General features: G+C 61.9%; 21 protein-coding genes and 1 pseudogene. 14 read left to right on the top strand and 8 right to left on the bottom strand.

All coding sequences use genetic code 11. The features are described from left to right. Nucleotides 1-93: 93 nt before the first annotated feature. The 3 genes from rpsR to rpsF all read right to left on the bottom strand — a co-directional run bounded on the left by rpsR (nucleotide 94) and on the right by rpsF (nucleotide 1,229). Nucleotides 94-333 carry a 30S ribosomal protein S18 gene (gene rpsR / locus ACTNBZ_RS10395; RefSeq protein ID WP_087238992.1) on the bottom strand — a complete coding sequence of 80 codons (240 nt, stop codon included), beginning with the start codon at nucleotides 331-333 and terminating at the stop codon, nucleotides 94-96. A gap of 112 nt (nucleotides 334-445) precedes the next feature. After that, nucleotides 446-919, bottom strand: coding sequence for a single-stranded DNA-binding protein (locus ACTNBZ_RS10390; RefSeq protein ID WP_441209689.1), 474 nt, complete (start codon nucleotides 917-919; stop codon nucleotides 446-448). A 13-nt stretch (nucleotides 920-932) separates the two neighbouring features. After that, on the bottom strand, nucleotides 933-1,229 hold the full coding sequence (gene rpsF, locus ACTNBZ_RS10385; RefSeq protein WP_441209687.1) for a 30S ribosomal protein S6: 297 nt from the start codon (nucleotides 1,227-1,229) through the stop codon (nucleotides 933-935). Between the two features lie 257 nt (nucleotides 1,230-1,486). On the opposite strand from rpsF, the gene ACTNBZ_RS10380 reads away from it, so the two are divergent. After that, nucleotides 1,487-2,836 (top strand): MATE family efflux transporter, encoded by a 1,350-nt coding sequence (locus ACTNBZ_RS10380; protein WP_441209685.1) that lies wholly within the window; start codon nucleotides 1,487-1,489, stop codon nucleotides 2,834-2,836. Between the two features lie 62 nt (nucleotides 2,837-2,898). Here ACTNBZ_RS10380 and galU read toward each other — a convergent pair whose 3' ends face one another. The 3 genes from galU to ACTNBZ_RS10365 all read right to left on the bottom strand — a co-directional run bounded on the left by galU (nucleotide 2,899) and on the right by ACTNBZ_RS10365 (nucleotide 5,508). After that, nucleotides 2,899-3,768, bottom strand: coding sequence for a UTP--glucose-1-phosphate uridylyltransferase GalU (gene galU, locus ACTNBZ_RS10375; RefSeq protein WP_441209684.1), 870 nt, complete (start codon nucleotides 3,766-3,768; stop codon nucleotides 2,899-2,901). Between the two features lie 119 nt (nucleotides 3,769-3,887). Beyond that, complete coding sequence (locus ACTNBZ_RS10370) at nucleotides 3,888-4,424, bottom strand: QueT transporter family protein (RefSeq protein ID WP_441209682.1); 537 nt, start codon at nucleotides 4,422-4,424, stop codon at nucleotides 3,888-3,890. 319 nt (nucleotides 4,425-4,743) lie between these two features. Then, nucleotides 4,744-5,508: a DeoR/GlpR family DNA-binding transcription regulator gene (locus tag ACTNBZ_RS10365; RefSeq protein ID WP_441209680.1), complete on the bottom strand. Its 765-nt coding sequence runs from the start codon at nucleotides 5,506-5,508 to the stop codon at nucleotides 4,744-4,746. A gap of 444 nt (nucleotides 5,509-5,952) precedes the next feature. Here ACTNBZ_RS10365 and ACTNBZ_RS10360 point away from each other — a divergent pair, with 444 nt between their 5' ends. The 12 genes and pseudogenes from ACTNBZ_RS10360 to ACTNBZ_RS10305 all read left to right on the top strand — a co-directional run bounded on the left by ACTNBZ_RS10360 (nucleotide 5,953) and on the right by ACTNBZ_RS10305 (nucleotide 18,695). Further along, the gene (locus ACTNBZ_RS10360) at nucleotides 5,953-7,365 is read left to right on the top strand and encodes a xylulokinase (protein WP_441209678.1); all 1,413 of its coding nucleotides are present in this window, start codon (nucleotides 5,953-5,955) and stop codon (nucleotides 7,363-7,365) included. 43 nt (nucleotides 7,366-7,408) lie between these two features. Then, nucleotides 7,409-9,607, top strand: a complete 2,199-nt coding sequence (locus ACTNBZ_RS10355; RefSeq protein WP_441209676.1) for a DUF3604 domain-containing protein — start codon at nucleotides 7,409-7,411, stop codon at nucleotides 9,605-9,607. 114 nt (nucleotides 9,608-9,721) lie between these two features. Beyond that, a complete protein-coding gene (locus ACTNBZ_RS10350; RefSeq protein ID WP_441209675.1) occupies nucleotides 9,722-10,837 on the top strand; it encodes an ABC transporter substrate-binding protein in 1,116 nt (371 codons plus the stop codon). A gap of 161 nt (nucleotides 10,838-10,998) precedes the next feature. Further along, nucleotides 10,999-11,793: a creatininase family protein gene (locus ACTNBZ_RS10345; protein ID WP_441209673.1), complete on the top strand. Its 795-nt coding sequence runs from the start codon at nucleotides 10,999-11,001 to the stop codon at nucleotides 11,791-11,793. A 66-nt stretch (nucleotides 11,794-11,859) separates the two neighbouring features. Continuing rightward, the gene (locus tag ACTNBZ_RS10340) at nucleotides 11,860-12,663 is read left to right on the top strand and encodes a creatininase family protein (protein WP_441209671.1); all 804 of its coding nucleotides are present in this window, start codon (nucleotides 11,860-11,862) and stop codon (nucleotides 12,661-12,663) included. A gap of 94 nt (nucleotides 12,664-12,757) precedes the next feature. Next, the gene (locus tag ACTNBZ_RS10335; RefSeq protein ID WP_441209669.1) at nucleotides 12,758-14,569 is read left to right on the top strand and encodes an ABC transporter permease subunit; all 1,812 of its coding nucleotides are present in this window, start codon (nucleotides 12,758-12,760) and stop codon (nucleotides 14,567-14,569) included. A gap of 72 nt (nucleotides 14,570-14,641) precedes the next feature. Further along, a pseudogene (locus ACTNBZ_RS10330) lies at nucleotides 14,642-15,061 on the top strand (ABC transporter ATP-binding protein); the annotation flags it as partial. After that, complete coding sequence (locus ACTNBZ_RS10325; protein ID WP_441209721.1) at nucleotides 15,038-15,646, top strand: ABC transporter ATP-binding protein; 609 nt, start codon at nucleotides 15,038-15,040, stop codon at nucleotides 15,644-15,646. The pseudogene ACTNBZ_RS10330 and the gene ACTNBZ_RS10325, both read left to right, overlap by 24 nt. 49 nt (nucleotides 15,647-15,695) lie before the next feature. Continuing rightward, nucleotides 15,696-16,469, top strand: a complete 774-nt coding sequence (locus ACTNBZ_RS10320; RefSeq protein WP_441209667.1) for a class I fructose-bisphosphate aldolase — start codon at nucleotides 15,696-15,698, stop codon at nucleotides 16,467-16,469. Between the two features lie 10 nt (nucleotides 16,470-16,479). Continuing rightward, nucleotides 16,480-17,529, top strand: coding sequence for a zinc-dependent alcohol dehydrogenase (locus ACTNBZ_RS10315; protein WP_441209665.1), 1,050 nt, complete (start codon nucleotides 16,480-16,482; stop codon nucleotides 17,527-17,529). Between the two features lie 33 nt (nucleotides 17,530-17,562). Then, nucleotides 17,563-18,141 carry a chromate transporter gene (locus tag ACTNBZ_RS10310; RefSeq protein WP_441209663.1) on the top strand — a complete coding sequence of 193 codons (579 nt, stop codon included), beginning with the start codon at nucleotides 17,563-17,565 and terminating at the stop codon, nucleotides 18,139-18,141. After that, nucleotides 18,138-18,695 carry a chromate transporter gene (locus ACTNBZ_RS10305; RefSeq protein ID WP_441209661.1) on the top strand — a complete coding sequence of 186 codons (558 nt, stop codon included), beginning with the start codon at nucleotides 18,138-18,140 and terminating at the stop codon, nucleotides 18,693-18,695. The genes ACTNBZ_RS10310 and ACTNBZ_RS10305 overlap by 4 nt, the downstream gene beginning before the upstream one ends. An 89-nt stretch (nucleotides 18,696-18,784) precedes the next feature. Here ACTNBZ_RS10305 and ACTNBZ_RS10300 read toward each other — a convergent pair whose 3' ends face one another. Both ACTNBZ_RS10300 and ACTNBZ_RS10295 read right to left on the bottom strand, forming a co-directional pair. Next, nucleotides 18,785-19,465 (bottom strand): exonuclease domain-containing protein, encoded by a 681-nt coding sequence (locus ACTNBZ_RS10300; protein WP_441209659.1) that lies wholly within the window; start codon nucleotides 19,463-19,465, stop codon nucleotides 18,785-18,787. 104 nt (nucleotides 19,466-19,569) lie between these two features. After that, nucleotides 19,570-20,814 carry a homocysteine S-methyltransferase family protein gene (locus tag ACTNBZ_RS10295; protein WP_441209657.1) on the bottom strand — a complete coding sequence of 415 codons (1,245 nt, stop codon included), beginning with the start codon at nucleotides 20,812-20,814 and terminating at the stop codon, nucleotides 19,570-19,572. Nucleotides 20,815-21,063: 249 nt separating this feature from the next. Between ACTNBZ_RS10295 and ACTNBZ_RS10290 the strand changes: the two genes are divergently transcribed. Then, the gene (locus ACTNBZ_RS10290) at nucleotides 21,064-21,891 is read left to right on the top strand and encodes a MerR family transcriptional regulator (protein WP_441209656.1); all 828 of its coding nucleotides are present in this window, start codon (nucleotides 21,064-21,066) and stop codon (nucleotides 21,889-21,891) included. Nucleotides 21,892-22,064: the final 173 nt, after the last annotated feature.

The raw sequence follows: 22,064 nt of genomic DNA, 5'->3' as shown, positions 1-22,064 counted from the left end.
AGGCTCCGGTGAAGGGCTCTGCAAGGGACAAAAAAGGGACCAGTCAGGTTTTCTGACTGGTCCCTTTTGATACGCCGGTAAACGGACCGAAGATCAATCGGTCACGAAAGGCAGCAGGGCGATCTGACGGGCGCGCTTGATGGCCTCGGTCAGCTGGCGCTGATGCATGGCGCAGGTGCCGGTGGTGCGGCGGGGCAGGATCTTGGAACGCTCAGACAGGAAACGGCGCAGCTTGGCCGCGTCCTTATAGTCGATGTGCTCCACCTTGTCCACGCAGAAGGTACAGACCTTGCGGCGCTTGCGGCCGCGGGGACGCTCTCTATCCATAGCCATGGTATAATGCTCCTTTCAACGATTCTTCCGCAGGGCAGGAGTGCTCCCGCGGAGCGGGATGGCGCGATGCGCCAAGCCGGAGGATCCGGCTGAAACTCAAAAACAGCGCTCCTTAGAAGGGGAGCTCTCCGTCATCGTCGGACAGGTCGGCGAACTGGTCGCCGCCGGCGGGGGCGGAGTAGGCGGGCTGGGCGGGCGCCGGAGCCGGGGCGGGATAGCCGCCGTAGGCAGGGGGCGCGTAGCTTCCGGCCCCTTCGGCGTCCCGCTTGGAGTCGCCGAAGTAGATGTTGTCCGCGACCACCTCGGCACTGCGGCGCTTGCCGCCCTCCTTGTCGGTCCAGTCGCGGATCTGGAGCCGGCCCTCCACCACGGCCATGCGGCCCTTGGTGAAGTAGCGGGAGACGAACTCGGCCGTCTGCCGCCAGGCCACGATGTCGATGAAATCGGTGGCCTTCTCGCCGGTGTTCCGGTCCTTGAAGTCCCGGTCCACCGCCAGAGAGAAGGAGGCCACAGGGGTCCCCGTCTGGGTGTGCCGGAGCTCCGGGTCGCGGGTGAGGCGGCCCATCAGGATGATTCGATTCAGCATGCCGCTGCCTCCCTTACTCGTCCTTGCAGATGATCAGGGAACGCATCACGCCGTCGGTAATGCGGAAGATACGACCCAGCTCCTGGGGGAAAGCGGGAGCGGAGCTGAAGGTCATCAGCACATAGTAGCCCTCGTTCAGGTCGTTGATGGGATAGGCCAGGTGGCGCTTGCCCCACTCGTCAACCTCGGTCAGGGTGCCGTTGTTCTCCACCAGGGTCTTGAACTTGGTCACCAGAGCGGCGGTGGCCTCCTCGCCCAGGTTGGGATCGAGGATGTAGACGGCCTCGTAGTTCGCATTCAGCTTTGCCATTTGTTGCACCTCCTTATGGACATATGGCCCCTGTACATGAGCAGGGGCAAGGATATGCTTGGTTCATTGAACAAGCTTTATTATTATACCGGAAATCTGGAAAATGTCAATCCTTTTTTAAGGGAAAACAGAACAAAGAGCGCGGTTTTCCGGCGAAAGGACAGCGGTCGGGAAAAACGGCGCGCCTTTTCCTCCTTGTCAGACAGTGTCCGGAGCGGTATGATAGACAGGACTGCTGACCGAAAGGAGGGATACTCGTGCGCGGTGACCTGACCACGGGCCCCATCACCAGAACCATGCTTCTTTTTGCCCTGCCCATGATGGCGGGGAACCTGCTCCAACAGTGCTACAATGTGGCCGATACCCTGATCGTGGGCCGCTTTCTGGGCTCCGCCGCGCTGGGGGCGGTGGGCTCGTCCTATACGCTGATGACCTTCCTCACCTCCATCCTGCTGGGCCTGTGCATGGGCAGCGGGGCCCTGTGCTCCATCTGCCACGGCGGCCGGGACCTGCCCGGGCTCCACCGCACGGCCTTTACCTCCTTTGTCCTCATCGCCGGGGTGACTCTGGTGCTGAACGTGGGGGTGTTCCTGCTGCTGGACCCCATCATGGCGGCGCTGCGGGTGCCGGAGGACGCCTATGCCCTGATGCGGGAGTATCTCTGGGTGGTGTTCTGGGGCATCGCCGCCACATTCCTCTATAATTTCTTCGCCTGTCTGCTGCGCTCGGTGGGCAATTCGGCGGCGCCGCTGCTCTTCCTGGCGGTGTGCGCCCTGGTGAATATCGTGCTGGACCTGGTATTTGTGCTGGCGCTGGGCTGGGGAGTGGCGGGGGCGGCCTTTGCCACCGTGCTTTCTCAATATCTCTCCGGCGTGGGCATCGCGCTGTACACCTGGTTCCGGGTGCCCTGGCTCCGCCCGGCCCGGGAGAGCCGCGCCCTCCGGCTCTCCCAGATGGGGGAGATCGCCCGGTTCTCCCTCCTTACCTGCCTTCAGCAGTCGGTGATGAATTTCGGCATCCTGATGGTCCAGGGGCTCATCAACAGCTTCGGCTCCACCGTCATGGCCGCCTTCGCCGCGGCGGTGAAGATTGACTCCTTCGCCTATATGCCGGTGCAGGACTTCGGCAACGCCTTTTCCACCTTTGTGGCCCAGAACCACGGCGCGGGGCAGAGCGGACGCATCCGGGCCGGGATCCGGCAGGCGGCGGCTATGACCGTGGCCTTCTGCCTGGTGATCTCGGCGGCGGTGTGGATCTTTGCCCGGCCGCTGATGCTCCTCTTTGTCCAGCCCCACGAGACCGAGCTGCTGGCTGTCGGCGTACAGTATCTGCACATCGTGGGCGTGTTCTACTGGGGCATCGGCTGCCTCTTCCTGCTCTACGGCCTCTACCGGGCGCTGGAGCGGCCCGGAATGTCCCTGGTGCTGACGGTGATCTCCCTGGGGACCCGGGTGCTGCTGGCCTATACCCTGTCAGCGGTCCCCGCCATCGGGGTGGTGGGCATCTGGTGGTCGGTGCCCATCGGATGGGTGCTGGCCGACACGGTGGGAGTCACATACTACCTGCGCCGCCGCTCCTCCCTTCTGGCAGGGCGGAGAGACGGATAAACAGAAGATGAAAAAGGCCCGCCGTTCTCCGGGAACGGCGGGCCCTTCTGGAATGTGCCGGCTTAGAGCTGCCTGGCCTTCTGACGGATGAACTTCTTCAGCCAGGGGCCGGTGCCGGGGTGGTCCAGGGCAAAGTCGATGGTGGCCTCCAGGAAGCCGTTGAGGTTGCCGGTGTCGTACCGGCGGCCCTCAAAGTCCACGGCCACCATCTTGTCCCGGTAGCAGAGCTCCCGCAGGCCGTCGGTGAGCTGGATCTCGCCGCCGTAGCCGGGACGGACGTTTTCCAGGATATCGAAGATATCGGGGGTGAGGACGTAGCGGCCCAGGATGGCGTAGTTGGAGAACATCTCCTCGGGCCGGGGCTTTTCGTTCATGTCGGACACCGAGAACACCCGCTCCTCCAGAGGGGAGACCTTGACGGAGGAGTACTTGGAGATGGCCTCGGTGGCAACTTTCTGCACGCCCACGGCGGAGGCGCCGTATTTTTCGGCGGCCGTGATGAGCTGCTTGATGACAGGGGTCTTGGCACGCATGATATCGTCGCCCAGCAGCACGGCGAAGGGCTCGTCCCCCACGAAGCGCTTGGCGCGCCAGATGGCGTGGCCCAGGCCCTTGGTCTCCTTCTGCCGGACGTAGAAGATGTTGGCCAGATCGGCGGCCCGGCGGACTTCGGTGAGCTCCTTCTCCTTGCCGGCCTGGTTGAGCCGGGTCTCCAGCTCGGGGTAGTAGTCGAAATAGTCGTCCATGGCCGATTTGGCCCGGTTGGTGACGATCAGGATATCCTCGATGCCGGCGGCCACAGCCTCCTCAATGATATACTGGATGACCGGCTTGTCCACCATGGGCAGCATCTCCTTGGGCACCGTTTTGGTGGCAGGGAGCATGCGGGTGCCCAGACCGGCGGCGGGAATGACTGCTTTGCGTACTTTCAAAGAGATGACCTCCTTCAGCTGTCAAATGGGGTATGGTCGTGTTCAGTGTACCACGTTTTTGTGGAAAAGACCAGAAAAAACCGCTGTCCTCCTCCACAAGAGAACAGCGGTTTGATATGTCATTCGGCCCGGGACACGCCGGTGAGCCGCCCGGCGGGGATCATATCCCGGAAATACCGGATCCGGGGCAGGATACTGAGCAGGATGGAACCCAGCACATAACAGGCCAGCAGCTCGCCCAGAGCCACAGTAAAAGCATTGAAGGCGAAAGCGCCCCAGAAAGCGGGACCGAAGCCCACCTCGTACCAGGCGATCATGGCGCCGATGATGACGCCGTTGCAGACCACCGGGGGCAGGGGGGCCAGATAGCGGTTTGGCATCCTGGCGGTCCAGAGGGCGGCCAGCAGGGTGGCCAGGGAGCCCAGGACCAGGTCCAGCGGGCCCACAGTGCTCATCAGGTTGGTCAGGAAGCAGCCGACGAACAGGCCGGGAACCGTGGCCGGGAAGAGGAAGGGCAGGACGCACAGGGCCTCTGCAAACCGGCACTGGATGGGACCGTAGGTCAGCCCAAAGATATTGCCGAAGTAGCTGAGCACGGTGTACAGGGCGGCCACCATGGCGGCCAGGGTGAGCTGTTTGACGTCGAATTTGCGCATATTGAGTTTTCCTCCCATTTTTTGTTTAGAGAACGGATCGGGGGGACTGCCCCGCCGAACGAACACGGCCGCAGCCGTGCTTGGACTGGATGTGGAAACCAGTCGGGGGCATTATAACAGCTTTCTCCTCCTTTGTAAAGTGGGAGGCCATGTCCCGCGGCAGACGGGCCGGGCAGCGGAAAAGGACTGAAAAATTTGACAAATAAGACCGGCGGAGGCATTATAAACAAACTCACTGGGAGAAGAAGATAGAATAAAAGCAGGATGATCTGCGCGGGCAGACCATCCTGTTTTTTGTATGTACATCTGTATGGAGCGCTCAGCAGATCAGGCGGGTGTGCAGGGCCTCCAGATGGACCAGCCACTCGGAGGAGGGCTGCACATCGGAGATGATGGCGTCAAAGTCGCTGGGGACCGCCATTTTGCTTAAAAAGCTGCGGCCAAATTTGTAGGCGTCAGCCAGCAAGAAGCGCTCCTTGGAGCACTGCATCATGGTCTGGCGTACATGGGACTCATACTCACTGTTGTCGGTGACGCCGAATTTGATATCAATGCCGGTGCAGCTGATGAAACAGCGGTCGGCATGGTAGCGGGCGAGCATGGCGGTGGCGTCGTAGCCGATGAAGGACTGGGTGTTTTTGCGGAAGAGCCCTCCCACCAGGATGAGTTTGATCTGGTCACAGTCCTGCAGGACCTCCACGATCCGCAGAGAGTTGGTGATCACCGTTACGCTGAACCCCCGCTGGCGGATGAGCATGGCCAGATAGAGCGCGGTGGTGCTGCAGTCCAGCATAATGGTATCATTCACATGAATGAGCGGAATGCAGTTGTCGGCAATGGCCTTTTTCCGGTCCACCGACAGGGTCTCCCTCAGCTGCACCGGCATCTCGCTGTCGAATACCTCCGCTTTGTAGGCACCGCCGTGGACCCGGACGATGGTGGGATCTGTTTTGGTAATCTTCTCCAGGTCACGCCGTATCGTCTCTTCGCTCACCTGAAAGCGCGCACTGAGGGCACTCACCGAGACCTGCTTTTCTTCCTGAAGCGCGCATTGGATCAAGCGTATCCGTTCGACTGCTAACATAAAACGATCCCCTTTTTTGAACCGTGTATTTAGTTATATTGTACAGAACTATTTCGCTTGTGTCAATTAAAATAGTGCTTTTCTCCACACACAAAATACAAAATAAGTAAAAAAGGCAGAGACATTCCGAAAAGAAGAACCAGAAAAGACAGATCAGCAAAAAATCAAGGGAAAGCTCCCAAAATGTGGATAACTGTCAAAAACGACGAAATTTTAATAAATTCAAGGGGGAAAATCAATGGATTTGTGTGCTGGCAGCGATTGATACATTTTTCACAAAACAAAAAAACCCCAAAAAATATCAAATCATAATATCTAAAAAGAAAACAAAATTTTTTACCTATTTTATACGATAGTAATAAAAAAGAGGTGCTGGGAGATGGAGAACGTGTTGTAATTTGTAGCTTTTTGTGGTTTAATGAATTAGGCAAGGAGGGATGATGTATGTTTTTAGGGATCGACCTCGGAAGCAGCAGCGTCAAGGTCATGGCGGTATCGAAGCACGAACGCTATAAGTATAAGGGGGTCTACCCGGAAAACACCAGTCCCTATGAGCATGATGCGCAAATGGTGGAGCAGGCTGTGCGCGGCGCGCTGGAAGGCCTCTTCGCCAACACCCCGGTCAAGCCGGAAGATATCGAGGCCATCGGCTTGGACGGGCACGGCCCCAGTATTGTTTTTATGGATGGGGAGGGCACGGCCCTGACGCCCATCATTACCTGGCAGGACCGGCGGGCCATGGAGGAGAGCCAGATGCTGCGGGAGCGCATCCCCGGCTTTGCCAAGGACGGCACCTCCTATGAGGCGAAGCTCTGCTGGTTCCATGCCCACCATCCCGAGATTTTCCGGCCGGGAGTGGAGGCCTTTTACCCCAAGGATTACATCCTGTTCCGGCTGTGCGGCGTGCGGATGATGGACAGCTCCACCGCCTCCACCATCGCTTTTTATGACCGGGCGGAAAAGAGCTGGGCTCCCTGTGCACCTTTCTTCCCACCGGAGGTCATGCCTCAGGTGTTCCCCTCCTGGGAGAAGGTGGGGGAGACCGGGACGGCGTTTTCCCGGGCCTGCGGCCTGCCTGACGGCGTTCCCATCGTCCCCGGCGGCATCGACGCCTTCTGTGAGGCGGTGGGCTCCGGCGGCGTCCGGGAGGGCATCGTGGTGGACGGCTCCGGCACCTCCACCTGTCTGACCCTGTGTATGAAGCAGGACGGCGTCCACTCCGAGCATGTGCTGCCCGGCCTGGCCCTGGAGACGCCCATGCTCTCCAGCACCGGAGCCAGCTACCGCTGGCTGTGCGGCCTGTTCCCCCAGGTGGATATGAATGCGCTGCAGGACGAGGTAGATCCCTCGGTACCTGTGAATCTCATCTATCTGCCCTATCTGTCGGGAGAGCGTACCCCCATCAACGATGACCGGGCCACCGGCGTGTTTCTGGGCCTGCGGCCCAACACCGGTCCCAAACAGCTGCTGCAGGCGGTAATGCAGGGCGTGGCTTTCGCCATCGCCCAGAACCTGGACCTGATGAGCGGCAGGGTGGAAAAGGTACGGGCAGTGGGCGGAGCCAACAGCAGTCCTCTGTGGCTGCAGATCAAGGCCAACGCCGCCGGGCTGAGCTATGAGCAGATGGAGGAAAACGACGGCGCTGCCTTCGGAAGCGCCCTTCTGGCCGCCTACGGCACCGGAGCCTATACCATGGACGATGTGGAGGCCCTGCTCCGGGTCCGCCGGACGGCGGAGCCCGACGATTCCCATCGGGAAGAGTACTGTGCCCTGCGGAAGGTATATGAGGGGCTCTACCCCAAACTGAAGGATCTCTATTGCGATATGTACCGGCTGCGTGAGGCGCTGGACCAGTAACATACAGAGCATCTGTGCGGGCATCCCGCGGGAGGAAATGGATATGGAACAGCAGACGCCCCTTTTGGGCAGGGCTTTCATGGAGCCCGACGCTCCGGTGACCGCCGGAACGGTATCCACCTGGAAATTCCGCTATCAGGCCGGACCTTACGGCATCGAGGATTCCGGCGCCATCCGGCTGGCCTGGAGAATGGTCAGCGACTGGGAGGTCCCGCAGTTCACCGACCCCAAGGGATATGCCTATACCACCATCACCACCACGGCCAGGAACGTTCAGTTCCAGGCCAGCTATGAGCGCTTCGTGCGGCCCTATACCAACAGCATCCTCATCCGCCTGCTGCGGGGCTCCCTTAACGAGGGGGATGAGATCACCATCACCTGGGGAGACACCAGCCAGGGCGGCCCCGGCTGCCGGGCCCAGTCCCATCAGGAGCACGACCACGAATTCCGCATGCTGGTGGACCCCACAGGCTCCGGCGTGTTCCGGCTGGTGGGTGAACCCCTGCGGGTGGACGTGGTGGCCGGCTGGCCCCACCGCCTCCAGGCGGTGGTCCCGGGCACGGTGACGCCGGGCGAGCCCTTCGCGGTGACGGTACGCTGCCTGGATGAGGTGGGAAATCCCGCCCCCCGGTTCCGGGATACCGTGTCCCTGCGCATCCCCGAACTGCCCCAGGGGGCCTGTACCCTACCACGGGAGGCTGACTTCTCCAAGTGCGGGACCGGCGTCCTCCGGCTGGAGGGCTGCACGGTGGACCGGGAGGGCCCCTTCCATGTGGAAGTGGTCAGCCGGGACGGCTCCATGCGGGCGGTGAGCAATCCCTGCCTGTGTCAGAAGGCCGGCGGGCAAAAGCTCTTCTGGGGCGACCTCCACGGACAGAACGCCGATACTCTGGGCAGCGGTACCCTGGACGAATACTATACCTTCGCCCGCGACGTGGCAGCCATCGACGTGGCCGGATGGCAGGGAAATGACTTTGAGATCACCGAAGAGACCTGGAAAAAGGTCCGCCGCAAGACCGCCGAGTATCTGGAGGAGGGACGTTTTCTCACTTTCCTGGGCTACGAGTGGTCGGGCTGCACCCCGCGGGGAGGCGACTACAACATCTTCTTCCGGGATGACAGCGAGGCCTTCTACCCCAGCAGCGACTGGCTCTCCGCCCCCCATGTGGATCCGAAGTGGGTGACCACCCCTATTTCCAGCCTGTGGGAGCGGCTGGCCGGGCGGGATGACGTGATCGCCATCCCCCATGTGGGCGGCCGCTGCGGCAATCTGGCCTATGTGGACACACGCTTTACCCCCGCGGTGGAGGTCCACTCCCACCACGGTACCTTCGACTGGTTCGCGCTGGAGGCCATGCGCCGGCGCTTGAAGGTGGGCTTTGTTGCCTCCAGCGACGACCATACCTGCCGCCTGGGCCTCTTCTTCCCCAGTTGCGGCAAGACCCCCTCGGGCGGGTTCGATGTGGCCTCGGGCTACTACGGCATCTGGGCCGAGGAGCTGACCAAAGAGGCCGTGTGGAAGGCGCTCCGCGCCCGCCACTGCTACGCATCCACCTTTGACCGGATCTACCTGCACACCGGCGTGGAAGAGGCTGTCATGGGTGATGAGATCGCCCTTTCCGGCCCCTCCATGCTGAAGATCAGGGCTGTGGGCGCCGTACCGCTGGAGCGGATCTACATTTACAAGTGGGATCAGCTGGCGGCAGAGATCCCCTTGCGGCCGGTGGCACCCAACCGGGTGATGATCCGCTGGAAGGGAGTCATCCCCGGCGGCAAGCACAAGTCCACCCGGTGGTCCGGCGAGCTCTACCTGGACGGCGGCCGTATCCTGGAGGCACAGGAGTACGGCATCGACCGGGAGGATCAGGGCATCAAGACCCGGAGCACCTCCTCGGTGAGCTGGATCTCCACCACTTCGGGCGACTACGACGGCGTCATCCTCACTCTGGAGGCCGGTCCGGATGCGCAGATCCGCTTTATCTCTCCCCAGGGCAACCACACCATCCCGGTGGCTGAGATCACGGAGAAGCCCACAGAGGTGAAGTTCAATCCCAACTGCTCGGTGGAATTCTCGCTGGCGGCGGCCCCGGCCGAAAGCGAGGAGGAATGGCTCAAACGCTGCAGCGCCGAGCTGGAGTTCCCCATCGAGCCCGGGGAGGAGGAGACGGCGTGGTGGGTCAAGGTCCTCCAGGAGAATGGAAACGCCGCCTGGGCCACCCCCATCTTCGTGCGCAAGGCCTGAGCCGGAAGCATGCCGTGAAGCTGTATATGTCGGAAGGGACGCTTCCCGCCCGGTGTGGGAGGGACCGACCGTCGTATAGAAGAAAGGACACCAAATAAAAAAGGAGGAACAAACATGAAGAAACGGATATCTTGCCTCGTAGCCCTGTCCCTGGCCGGAACCCTGCTGCTGAGTGCCTGCGGCGGTGGCGGCACTGCCTCCAGCAAGGCACCTGAGGCCAGCAAGGCCCCCGAGGCCTCCGCTCCCGCGGAGTCCAAGGCTCCCGAGACGAAGATCGGCGAAGGCCGCACCCTGGTCGTCGGCGTCTGGGGCGCCGAGCAGGAGACCCTGGTTCGTGAGCATGTGGTGAAGCCCTTCGAGGAAGAGACCGGCGCCAAGGTCGAGCTCATCCTGGGCGGCACCGGCGACCGCTACAGCAAGCTGTATGCCGAAGTGGACAATCCCTCCATGGATGTCATGTACCTGAACATGGCCCAGACCGAGCAGGCCACCCGTGACGGCGTCATTCTCCCCGCCGATCCCGAGGGCGTCAAGTGCTACAACGACCTGTATGACATCGCCAAGTGCGGCGACGGCTACGGCGTGGCTCTGATGGCTACCGGCCTGATGTACAACACCGAGCTGTGCGAGACTCCTCCCGACAGCTGGGCTGACCTGGTTTCCGATGAATATGCCGGTCTGGTCTGCCCCTACACCATGCCCAGCAGCCAGGGCAATGCCACGCTGGTCATGCTGGCCACCGCTCTGGGCGATCCCAAGAACATCGACGCCGCGCTGGAGGCCCTGGCCGCTGCCAAGCCCTTCCCCCTGATCACCGAGGGTATCCCTGAGCGCAACCAGGCCTTCCTGGACGGCGAAGTGGCCATCGGTCCCCAGATCAACGGCTATGTCTACTCTGCCGCCGATGAGGGCATCCCCGTGGACTTTGTGTATCCCAAGGAGGGCGCCGCTCTGACCATGAACTGCGCCGTTATCCCCAAGAACTCCAAGAACGCCGACCTGGCCAAGATCTTCATCAACTATCATCTGTCCCAGGCCTGCCAGGAGGGCTATGCCGAGGTCCTGAAGTATGGCCCCACCAACTCCACCGTCACTCTGCCTGACGACCTGGCCGCCAAGGTGGTCTATGGTCCCGACGACGTGGCCAAGCTGGTCGCCCTGGACAACCAGTGGGTCAGCGAGAACGAGGCCTCCTGGACCGAGAAGTGGAACACCATGATCCTGGATTAAACGGCAACTATATTTTCCATGTAGCTGAGTAACGTCCGGCTGTGCGGGGAATCGCTGTCCGGTTCCCCGCACAGCCTTTCTACACGAATGCCTTTTACCCGACGTCCCACCCGGCGCTGGAATCGCCGATGGGTTATTCTGATCAGTTGGAGGGTCGATCTATGAATTCGCCTTTTCTGTGGGAGCATACGTCCAATGAAATCCGCGACACGGCGCGGGGCCTGATCGCCGTCCAGCCGGTGGCCTCGGTGGAGCAGCACGGGCCCCACCTTCCGCTGGGCACCGACAGCATGATCGTCAGCGCCTTTGCCGAGCGGCTGCGCCGGCGGTTCCAGGAGGAGGGGTTTCCCGGCCTGTTTCTGCCCCTGATGCCGTACGGCAAGAGCAACGAGCATATCAATTATCCCGGTACCATCACTTATTCGGCCCAGACCTTCATGAGCGTTCTGATGGACATCGGCCGTTCCTGCGCCCGGGCCGGCTTTAAGAAGATGGTCTTTCTCAACGGACACGGGGGAAATCATGAGGTCCTGGACGTGGTCTGCCGCGAGCTGCGGATCGAGACCGGGATGCATGTGTTTGCCCTGCACCCGCTGATCACTCTGATGCCGGAGGACCCGGCCACGATCGGCTGTCCGCTGACGCCGGAGGAGGCCAAGCTGGGGATCCACGGCGGGCGGATCGAGACCTCGGTCATCATGCGTACCCACCCCGAGCTGGTGCGGGAGGACAAAATGGCCCAGGATTATCCCACCTGCTTTGACGGATGCGATTATCTGGATTTCTCGGGCAAGGTGTCCTATGGCTGGATGACCCAGGATATCTCCCGGAACGGAGCGGTGGGCGACCCGGTGGGATCCACGCCGGAGGAGGGCGAGCGGTGGCTCGCCAGCGTTACCGACATGCTGTACCGGGCCTTTGAGGAGATCCGGTCCTTCCGGCGCCTGGGGGAGTGATCCGGGGCATGCGTACGTATGGACCGTGACCGTCCGGGCCCGGGCGGATCTGAGAGGAGGAAATACGTGGATTCCTATTTCCTGTGGGATTATACATCGGATGAGATCCGTGCGCTGGCGCCGGAATGTGTCGCCATTCAGCCGGTGGCCTCGGTGGAGCAGCACGGCCCCCATCTTCCCCTTGGAACAGACAGTATGATCGTGGAGGAATTCGCCCGGCGGCTGCGGGAGCGATTCCAAAAAGAGAACTATCCGGCGCTGTTTCTGCCGCTCATGGCCTACGGCAAGAGCAACGAGCACATCAATTACCCCGGCACCATCACTTATTCGGCCCAGACCTTCATGGACGTACTGATGGACGTCGGCCGCTCCTGTGCCCGGGCCGGGTTCCGTAAACTGGTCTTTCTGAATGCCCACGGAGGAAATTTTGAGGTACTGGATGTGATGGCCCGGGAGATCCGGATCGAGACTGGCATGTACGTCTTTTCCATCCAGCCCTCCCGGCTCCCGTCCGACCGGACCAAAATGGGCTGCGCCATGACGCCGGATGAACTCAGGTATGGGATCCACGGCGGTCTGGCGGAGACCTCCGCTATCCTGCATGTCCGGCCCGAGCTGGTGAAGCGGGAAAACTTCCGGGAGTCCTATCCCACCTGTTTTGAGGGCTGCGGATATGTGGATTTCTCGGGGAAAGTGTCCTTTGGCTGGATGACAAAGGACGTATCCAACACAGGCGCCGTGGGTAATCCTGTGGGTGCCACCGCGGAACAGGGAGAACAGTGGTTCGACCATCTCACGGCGGAGCTCTACCAGGCGTTTGTGGAGCTCCGGAATTTGAAACGGCCGGGAGAACAGGAGAATATTCCGTGAATATTTGCGTGGGAATATGCTGTTTCTCCAGAAGGCCCACGGCCCCTTTTCCACCGGACCGATCTTTGTTTGACCACATGGAGGTGTATGCTTTGTGCGCAAGAACCGCTCTGCTTCCCGCCTGAACCCGGCAAAATACCTGCTCATCACGCCGAGCACCATTATTTTGCTGTTCGCCTTTTTTATCCCGATCCTCTACCTGTTCGGGCTGTGTGTCTACCATGGTATCCCGGGCAGCGGCCTGATCGATTACTCCAACCCCAATCTGGACAACTTCGTCCGCTTCCTGGACCCGTATAACCTGAAGGTGCTCATCCGTACGCTGCGCATCTCCTTTGTGGCGACGCTGGTGGCCCTCCTTGTGGGTTATCCCATCGCCCTGTCCATGACCAAGGGCAGCAATACCAAGAAGAGCATCATGCTGGCGCTGCTGCTTACCCCGCTGGTCACCAACGTGGTGGCCCGTACCCTGGGCCTGATGATCATTTTCGGCAACAACGGCCCGGTGAACAAGATCATCAAAATACTGGGGTTTGAGGGCATCAAGTTCCTGGGCGAAGAGGCCGGCATCGTCCTGGGCCTGGTCCAGGTCTACACACCCTATATGGTCCTGTCCATCAAGGCGGTGCTGGAGAACACCAATTTCAACCTGCAGGAGGCTGCCCGGGACCTGGGCTGCTCCAAGTGGCAGGCCTTCCGCAAGGTGGTATTCCCCCTCAGCATGCCAGGCGTGGTGGCGGGCTGCCTCTTTGTGTTCCTGCTGAGCTTCAGCTCCTACATCACCCCCAAGCTCATGGGCAAGGGCACCATCATGACCATGTCCATGTATGTCTATCAGCAGGGCATGTCCCTGATGGACTGGCCCTTCGCGGCGGCAGTGGCCATTATCCTGCTGGTGGTCAGCCTGGTCCTGGTCACGCTGTACAACAAGATGACCTCCCGCATCGAGCGGATGAACGACCGGACCGGCATGTACCGCAATGTGAACTACAGCAGCGGCTGGCACCAGTTTACAGCGAAGATCAAGGACTTTTTCTATGACATTTACGCGTCCCTCATGCGCAGCCTGGAGCGCTCGGAGGGCGCCAGGAACGCCATGCGGAGCTGCTCCACTGCCTTTGAGAAGGTGGGCGCTGTGCTGGTGAAATGCTGGGTGGTGCTGGGCGTCGTGTTTATCGTCTGCCCCCTGCCCATCGTGATCATCAGCTCCTTTACCGAGGCCAACCTGGTCTACTTCCCGCCCAAGGGCTTCTCGCTGAAGTGGTATGTGGGCCTGCTGGAAAAGACCGAGTACCTCAGGAGCTTCCTGGTGAGCCTGCGTCTGGCCTTTGTGGCCGTGGCGGTGGCGCTGGTATTCGGTACCATGGTGGCCGTGGCGCTGACCCGCTTCAAGTTCCGCTTTACCAACGCGCTGCGTACCTTCTTCCTCTCGCCGCTGATGATCCCCGGCGTCATCTTCGGTCTGGCGGCCTGCCGCTTCGCCGCCCGTATCGGCTGGAATGCCTCCTTCAAGGCCCTGCTGTGCGTGCATATTGTCATCAGCAGCACTTATGTCATCCGAACGGTGCTCTCCAGCCTGATCGGCTTCGATGTGTCCATCGAGGAGGCGGCCCGGGATCTGGGCGCCAGCTCGTGGCAGACCTTCTGGAAGGTGACCTTCCCCATCATACGGCCCAGCATCATCGTGGCCGGCCTCTTCAGCTTCATCGTCTCGCTGGATGAGACTACGGTCAGCGTCTTCCTGGTGGGCGGACAGTCGGTCACGCTGCCGGTACGCATCTTCAGCCAGCTGGAATACGGTCTGGAACCCACCATCACCTGTATCTCCAGCCTGCTGGTGGTCTTTGCGCTGATTATTCTGCTGGTCATCGATCGCCTGATCGGCCTGCATAAATTCAAAATCTGACGGTAGGGAGGAGCCTGTGATATGGCACAGCTTGAACTGAAAGGGCTCTGCAAGAGCTTTGGAGCCGTGAAAGCGGTAGACCACGTAAATATTACCATTGAAGAGGGCGAGATGCTCTGCCTGCTGGGGCCCTCCGGCTGCGGCAAGACCACGCTGCTGCGCATCCTGTCCGGCTTCCTGGAGCCTGACGAAGGCACGGTGCTTATGGGCGGCACGGATGTGACCGATCTGCCCCCCGACCGCCGGCCCACCTCGCTGGTGTTCCAGAACTACGCCCTGTTTCCCCATCTGAACGTGTATGAGAACGCCTCCTTCGGCCTGCGGCTGAAAAAGCTGCCCAGCGCCGAGATCCGGGAGAAGGTCATGCGGACCCTCAAGTTGGTGGGCCTGGAGGGCATGGAGAAGCGGGCCATCACCCAGCTCTCCGGCGGTCAGCAGCAGCGCGTGGCCCTGGCCCGGGCGCTGGTGATGGAGCCCAAGGTGCTCCTGCTGGACGAGCCTCTGTCCAACCTGGACGCCAAGCTCCGGGTGGAGACCCGGCAGCAGATCCGCCGCCTCCAGCAGAGCCTGGGCATCACGGCGGTGTTCGTCACCCATGACCAGGAGGAGGCCATGTCCATGGGCGACAAGATCGCCATCCTCAAGTCGGGGGCCCTTCAGCAGATCGGCAGCCCCATGGAGCTCTACCGGGACCCGGCCAACAGCTTTGTGGCCGGCTTCCTGGGCACGCCGGCCATGAACTTCATGGAGGCGGTGAGCAAGGACGGCGTTCTGACCGTGGGCGGCACGGAGGTCAGGGGCCTGCCGCCGGTGCCCGGAGACGGGACCTACAGCCTGGGCATCCGCCCGGAGGACATCGTGCTGGAGGACAACGGACAGATGGCCCCCCTGCCCGGCGCGGTGGAGCAGATCGAGCTGCTGGGCGACCACGCCCTGGTGTACATCCGCTGGAACGACCAGGTCATCTGCTGCCGCACCGGCATTCCCGAGGACCTGGCCGAAGGGGACAAGATCGGCTTTACGCTGGACCTGAAACGTGCTAAACTCTTTGATACCAATACCGGCGCGGCCATCTGAACCAAACTGCGCGTAAAAGAAATCAACGGGACGAAAGGAAGAGACGAATATGAAACGACTGAGAAGGATTTTTAAAGCGGACGGACGCACTGTTATTGTTGCTATGGACCATGGTATGGGCATGAATGTCAATCCCGCGCTGGACAAGACCGGCGAGATCCTCAGGGCCATCGTGGCCGGCGGCGCCGACGCGGTGCTGGTGTCCTACGGCATCGCCGTCAAGTACGCCGATGTGCTGCAGGATGTGGGCGTCATCGTGCGCTGCGACGGCGGCTACTCCGCCATCCCCAGCAGCGCCAGCGGCCATCCCCGCCTGCTCTACAGCGTGGAGGATGCCCTGCGCATCGGCGCCGACGCGGTGGCCTGCAACGGCTTCCCCGGCACGCCTGACGAGCAGGACTGCATGAAGAACGTGGCCGCCCTGACGGCCCAGGGCAATGCCTGGGGCGTGCCCGTCATGGCTGAGATGCTGCCCGGCGGATTCGGCAACGCCGTGCCCAAGACGGTGGAGAACGTCCGCCTGGCCGCCCGCACCGGCTGTGAGTACGGCGCCAGCATCATCAAGACCACCTACACCGGCACCCCGGAGGAGTTCCGCCAGGTCATTGAGGCTTCCTATCAGCCCGTTATCGTGCTGGGCGGCGAAAAGACCAGCGAGCTGCCCGCCCTCTTCGAGTGCATCGAGAAGGCCGTCAGCGTGGGCGCCGCCGGCGTGGCCATCGGCCGCAACGTGTGGAAGCACGCCGATCCCGAGGCCGTGACCCGCGCGCTGGTGGACCTGGTCCACAACGGCAAGAAGGCCTCTGAGATCCAGGGCCTGTAAGGAGGAAATCATGGCAGAGAAAATGAAAGCGCTGGTCATCACCGCCCCCGGCCAGGTGGAGATCCGGGACGTGACCATGCCCCAGCCCCAGGCCAATGAGGTGCTCATCAAGATCGACGTCTGCCTGCTCTGCACCTGGGAGCAGCGCATCTATAAAAACGGCGGGGGTATGCAGCTCCCCTTCGTCCCGGGACATGAGATCGCCGGCACCATCGCCGCCATCCCGGAGGACACCGTCACCTCCTTCCATGTGGGAGACCGGGTGGTGGCCAAGACCCTGGACAGCTGCGGCCACTGTGAGTTCTGCTACCGGGGGGACGACAACAACTGCATCGGCACCCCCAAAAAGCGCTTCTATGACGGTATCCCCGCCTCCGGCGGCCTGGCCCAGTACATCGCCCTGCCGGTGAACCGGGTGTACCACCTGCCCAACCAGGAGGTGGAGCCCGCCATCGCCGCCTTTGCCGAGCCGGTGGCCTGCTGCCTGCGCAGCCTGGACCGGGCCAACATCTGCATGAGCGAGGATGTGGCCATCATCGGCGCGGGCATCATGGGCCAGCTCCACAACCTGCTGGCCAAGAAGCGGGGCGCCCGCACCATTGTGGTGGATCTGGACGACGCCCGGCTGGAGGCCGCAAAGGCCAGCGGCGCCGATGAGACCGTCAATCCCAAAAACTGCGACCCGGTGGAGGCCATCAAGGCCCTCACCGGCGGCCGCGGGGCCCATGTGATCTTCTTCACCCTGCCGGTGCCCGCGCTGGCCGAGGAATATCTGAAGGCCCTGGGCAAGCTGGGCCGCATGGTGTACTACGGCTCCTTCAGCCCCAAGGACCCCATCCAGATCAATCCCAACTCCATCCACTATACCGAGCAGGTCATCACCGGCTCCTACAGCCCCACCAGCCAGGGCTTCTGGACGGCCTCCCGGCTGCTCAGCTACGGCCTGGTGGATGTGCGGCCCTACCTGTCCGGCCTGTATGGCCTGGAGAACGCCGACGAGGCGTTCCAGCGGGCCATGTCGCCGGACACCTACCGCATCGGCATCAAACTGTGGGAATGATCATCGCAGATTGACTCAGAAAGAGGGACATCATTGAACAAGCGTGACTGGAAGCGGTACGGAAAGCTCTTTACTTCCACCTTTCTGCTCAGCGCCTTTACCTTTGGGGGGGGATACGTCATCGTCTCCCTGATGAAGGAGCGCTTTGTGGATAAGCTGGGGTGGCTGGAAAAGCAGGAAATGCTGGACCTGACGGCCATCGCCCAGTCGGCCCCCGGCCCCATTGCCGTCAACGCGGCCATCCTGCTGGGATACCGGGTGGGGGGACCGCTGGGCGCACTGGTGGCCATTCTGGGGACCATCCTGCCGCCCTTCCTCATCCTGTCGGTGGTGTCCCTCTTTTACGCTGCCTTCAAGACCAACCGGATCATCGCCGCGGTGCTGCGGGGCATGCAGGCAGGGGTGGCCGCCGTCATCGCCAGCGTGGTGCTGGACATGGCGGGGGACATCGTGCGCAAGCGGAAGATCCTGCCCGTCCTGCTGATGGTGATTGCGTTTGCCCTGGCGGTCCTGGCCAAGAAGCTGAACGTGGTCTGGATCCTGCTGGGCTGCGCGGCGGCGGGGATTGCCTCAGTGCTGTGGAGCAATCGGAGAGGGGGAGACGGAGTATGATCTATCTCCAGCTCTTCTGGAGCTTCTTCCAGATCGGCCTGCTCAGCTTCGGCGGCGGCTACGCGGCCCTTCCGCTGATCCGGGAGCAGGTGGTGGAGCAGCATCACTGGCTCACCATGGCGGAGTTTTCCGACCTCATCACCATCTCACAGATGACCCCCGGTCCCATCGCCATCAATTCTGCCACCTTTGTGGGTATCCAGATCGCCGGCACATGGGGGGCGGTGGTGTCCACCCTGGGGTGTGTGATCCCGTCCTGCGTGGTGGTATCCCTGCTGGCCTTTCTTTACTACCGTTACCGCACGCTGTCCGTTCTGCAGGGGGCGCTGTACGGCATCCGCCCTGCCGTCGTGGCTTTGATCGCCTCGGCGGGCCTCACCCTTCTGATACAGGCGTGGTGGCCCGGCGGCTTTGCATGGAACGCGCCGGACGCCGTGGCGGTGGTCCTCTTCGCGGGGGCGCTGCTGGTGCTCCGGCGCTGGAAACCCGACCCGGTGCTGGTCATGCTGGGCTGCGGTGTGATAGGAGGCGCGGTTTACCTGCTGTTGGGCTGAAGGTTACAGCTCCATATGAATGAAAAAGCGCTCACCGCGGCCCGTTCGGGTGCGGTGAGCGCTTCTTTTTTTGAAAACGGGGGATCAGACTAATTCCGCCCCTCCTGGGCGGCCAGGTACGCCCGGAGCTTGTCCGCCGCGTCCCCGCCCAGGGAGAAGCCCTGATTCTGCTTGGGACGCATGGCGTCCATGACCACCCGGGCCTGTTCTTCCAGCCGGCCCTCCTTGACCAGGATCAGCAGGGAGGCGGAATTCTCCGCGTCCTGCACCGCGCGGTGGGCGTCACCGGAGAAGCGGTACTCCGCCGTGCCCAGGGCGTTCTGGAGGGAGAGGGGATTGGAGCGGGACAGGCCGATGAGCCTGGTGTACACGGCCTGAAAGTCCATCCACCGCTGGTTGAGCTGCCAGGGCAGCTCAGCTTCCTTCAGCCAGCTCTCGTCGTAGAGCTGGTACTGGTCGCTGCGGCTCCAGGAATAGATGCGGGCGCGGCCTTCGCCCATCCAGCGGGCGAATTCCTCCATGGCGGGGGCGAAGGGCTGGGCATGGGCCACATCGGCGTCGGTAATGCCGGTGAGCTGGGTGATCCGCTTGTGGATGGGACCGTATTCCGGCTTTACATAGCGGGAGTAGCGGTCCACCAGGCGGTAGTCTTTGTCCAGCTTTACCGCGCCGATCTCAATGATCTCGCTGCGGGCCAGCTCACGGGCCTCTTTATATTCACGGGGAATGGGATTCATCTCAAAGTCCAGAAAGATGTGGGTATCGTACATGTACGGGCATCCTCTCTTGTTGACGGCTCTCTGTCGTATCTCTGTATTTTGTGCCGCGGGGCGGACGGAAAACGCGCCGCGGAGGGGTCCGCGGCGCGTGAAAATCACAGCAGGATCAGGCCGTACTGCCTGCGCATTTCCTGGAGGAAATCGTCCTCCAGCTCCTCGGTGCCGTCCCAGAAGGCACGGCCCTGAAAGGCACGCAGAGCGCCTTCCAGCAGTTCGGGCACGTCGGTGGCGATGCACAGGGCGTCCTTGACGACATACTGGTTTTCGGCAAAAAGGAGAAGGTCATCCTCCTCCCAGATCCCGATCTTCAGCGCGCCCTGGGGACAGTTTTCCTCGGCCTCCAGAATATCCTCCATCAGGTCAGAGGTGCATTCGATGGGCTCGCCCACGTCCACATCGGGGGTGATGAAGCGGGCCTCGGTCTCGCTGGCACAGGGGATCACATCGGGATCGTGCTCCACGGCGGGAAATGCGGAAAAGTCCACCCGGTCCACCGCCTGCTTCAGGGCGGCAATGTGGTCCGCCCCGGCGCCGCAGCAGCCGCCGAAGATCCGGGCGCCGGCGGCGGCCAGATCGGGTACGAAGGAAGCCAGCTCCTCCGGGGTGCAGCTGTATACCGGGCCGTCCTCCTCTGCCTGGGGCAGGCCGGCGGAGGGCTTGGCGATCAGGGGAACGCGGGCGTAGGGGGTGAGGCGGCGGAGCTGCTCCAGTACCACCTGGGGTCCGTCGCAGCAGTTCAGGCCAAACGCGGAGACACCCATGCCCTGCATGACGATAAGGGCGGCCAGCACATCGGTGCCGGAAAGGGTGCGTCCGTCCTCGTTGCAGGTAAAGGTCACAAAGACAGGCTTATCCGAAACGCTGCGGACGGCCAGCACCGCGGCACGGGCCTCGGGCATGGACACGCAGGTTTCGATGACAAAGAGGTCCACCCCTGCCAGCTCCAGAGCCAGGGCCTGCTCGGTATAGACGGCGGTCAGCATCTCAAAGGAGTCATCGCCAAAGGGGGAGAGGGTCTTGCCGGTGGGACCCAGGTCGCCGGCCACCAGCGCCCGGCCGTCGGCGGCTTCCCGTGAGAGGGCCACCAGCCGGCGGTTGTACTCGGCCACCTGCCCGGTAATGCCGTGCTCTTCCAGCCGGATGGCATTGGCCCCCAGGGTGGGGGCCAGAATGACGTTGGCGCCCGCCGCCACGTATTCCCGCTGGAGTCCCAGCAGTACGCCGGGCCGCTCCAGCACCCACTGCTCCATGCAGGCATCCGCGGGCATGCCCCGCTTCATCAGTTCGGTGCCGGTGGCGCCGTCCAGCATAAGGGGCAGGGACAAGGGGATATCGTCCATGAGATCCGTTCCTCCTTGAACTGTTATAGAGATACCGGCGGCAGGCCCACAGTAAGGCGGGTGCGACACCGGTTCAGGCTGTATACATACAATAACCAGTATATACAATCACGGGGTAAAAATCAAGGGAGAAGAGGCGGCCTGCCCTGGATATCCGCCGTGCGATGGAAGTTCCCTCTTGACTCTCCCATTATGGCAGGGACTACAATGCTCCTGAGCTCAAATTCCTGCGGATCTGCGAGGTATGCAATGTTAAAAATCGGAGAATTTTCAAAACTGTCCAGAGTCAGCATTCGGATGCTGCGCCACTATGATGAGATCGGTCTGCTGGAACCGGCAGAGATCGAGCCCTTCACCGGCTACCGCTATTACAGCGAGAAGCAGCTCCCCATCGCCGGACGGATCAACGCCTTAAAGGATATGGGCTTTGGCCTGTCCGCCATCCGGGAGATCCTCCTGTGCCGGGACGATGGGGCACTGCTGCAGCAGTACCTGCGGATCCGGCGGGCCGAACTGCAGGAGCTGGCGGAACAGACGGCATACCGTCTGCGGCTTCTGGACACAGCCCTGGAACGGCTGAGAAAGGATGGCACAGCCATGAAGTATGATGTGACGCTCAAGACCTTCCCGGAGCGGTACGCCGCCACTGTCCGCATGGCCATTCCCACCTATGAGAGGGAGGGGATGGTATGGGATGTGCTGGTAGGGGAGACGGAGGCGCTGAATCTGGTTCCGGACGAGCCATGTTATTGCTGCGTGGTGTTCCACGACAAGGAGTACAGGGAGTCCGACGTGGACGTGGAGGCGCAAAAAACAGTGCGGGGACGCTATCCCGACACAGAGCATGTGAAATTCCGGACCCTGCCCCAGGTAACGGCGGCTACCGCCACCTGCAGGGGTCCCTATGACCAGATGAACGACGTCATGGAGTCGGTGGCCGGCTGGGTGGTGGACAACGGCTATGAATTTGACGGGCCCGCCTTTATGATCTACCATGTCAGTCCCCATGAGACCTCCGACCCCAATGAGTTCGTGACGGAGGTCTGCTATCCGGTGAAAAAGAAGCAGGCTGAGTAACAGGGGACCGGCGGACCGAAACATACACGGGCTCCGGTGAGCAGAAGCGGGGGGGGGGGGGGGGGGGGGCCCCCGGGTGAGTTTTATAGGGGGGGGGGGGGGGGGGGGGGGCGGGGGGGGGGGATTTGGTGGCTAACACCAGCGGGTCTAAGCCCCGGGTGGTTTTGTCGGGG

Origin of the sequence: Pseudoflavonifractor sp. HCP28S3_F10 (assembly GCF_052065415.1) — a bacterium.
Classification (GTDB): Bacteria; Bacillota; Clostridia; order Oscillospirales; family Oscillospiraceae; genus Pseudoflavonifractor_A.
The sequence above is the reverse complement of the archived record's forward strand: the minus strand, read 5'-3'. Positions and strand labels throughout refer to the sequence as shown.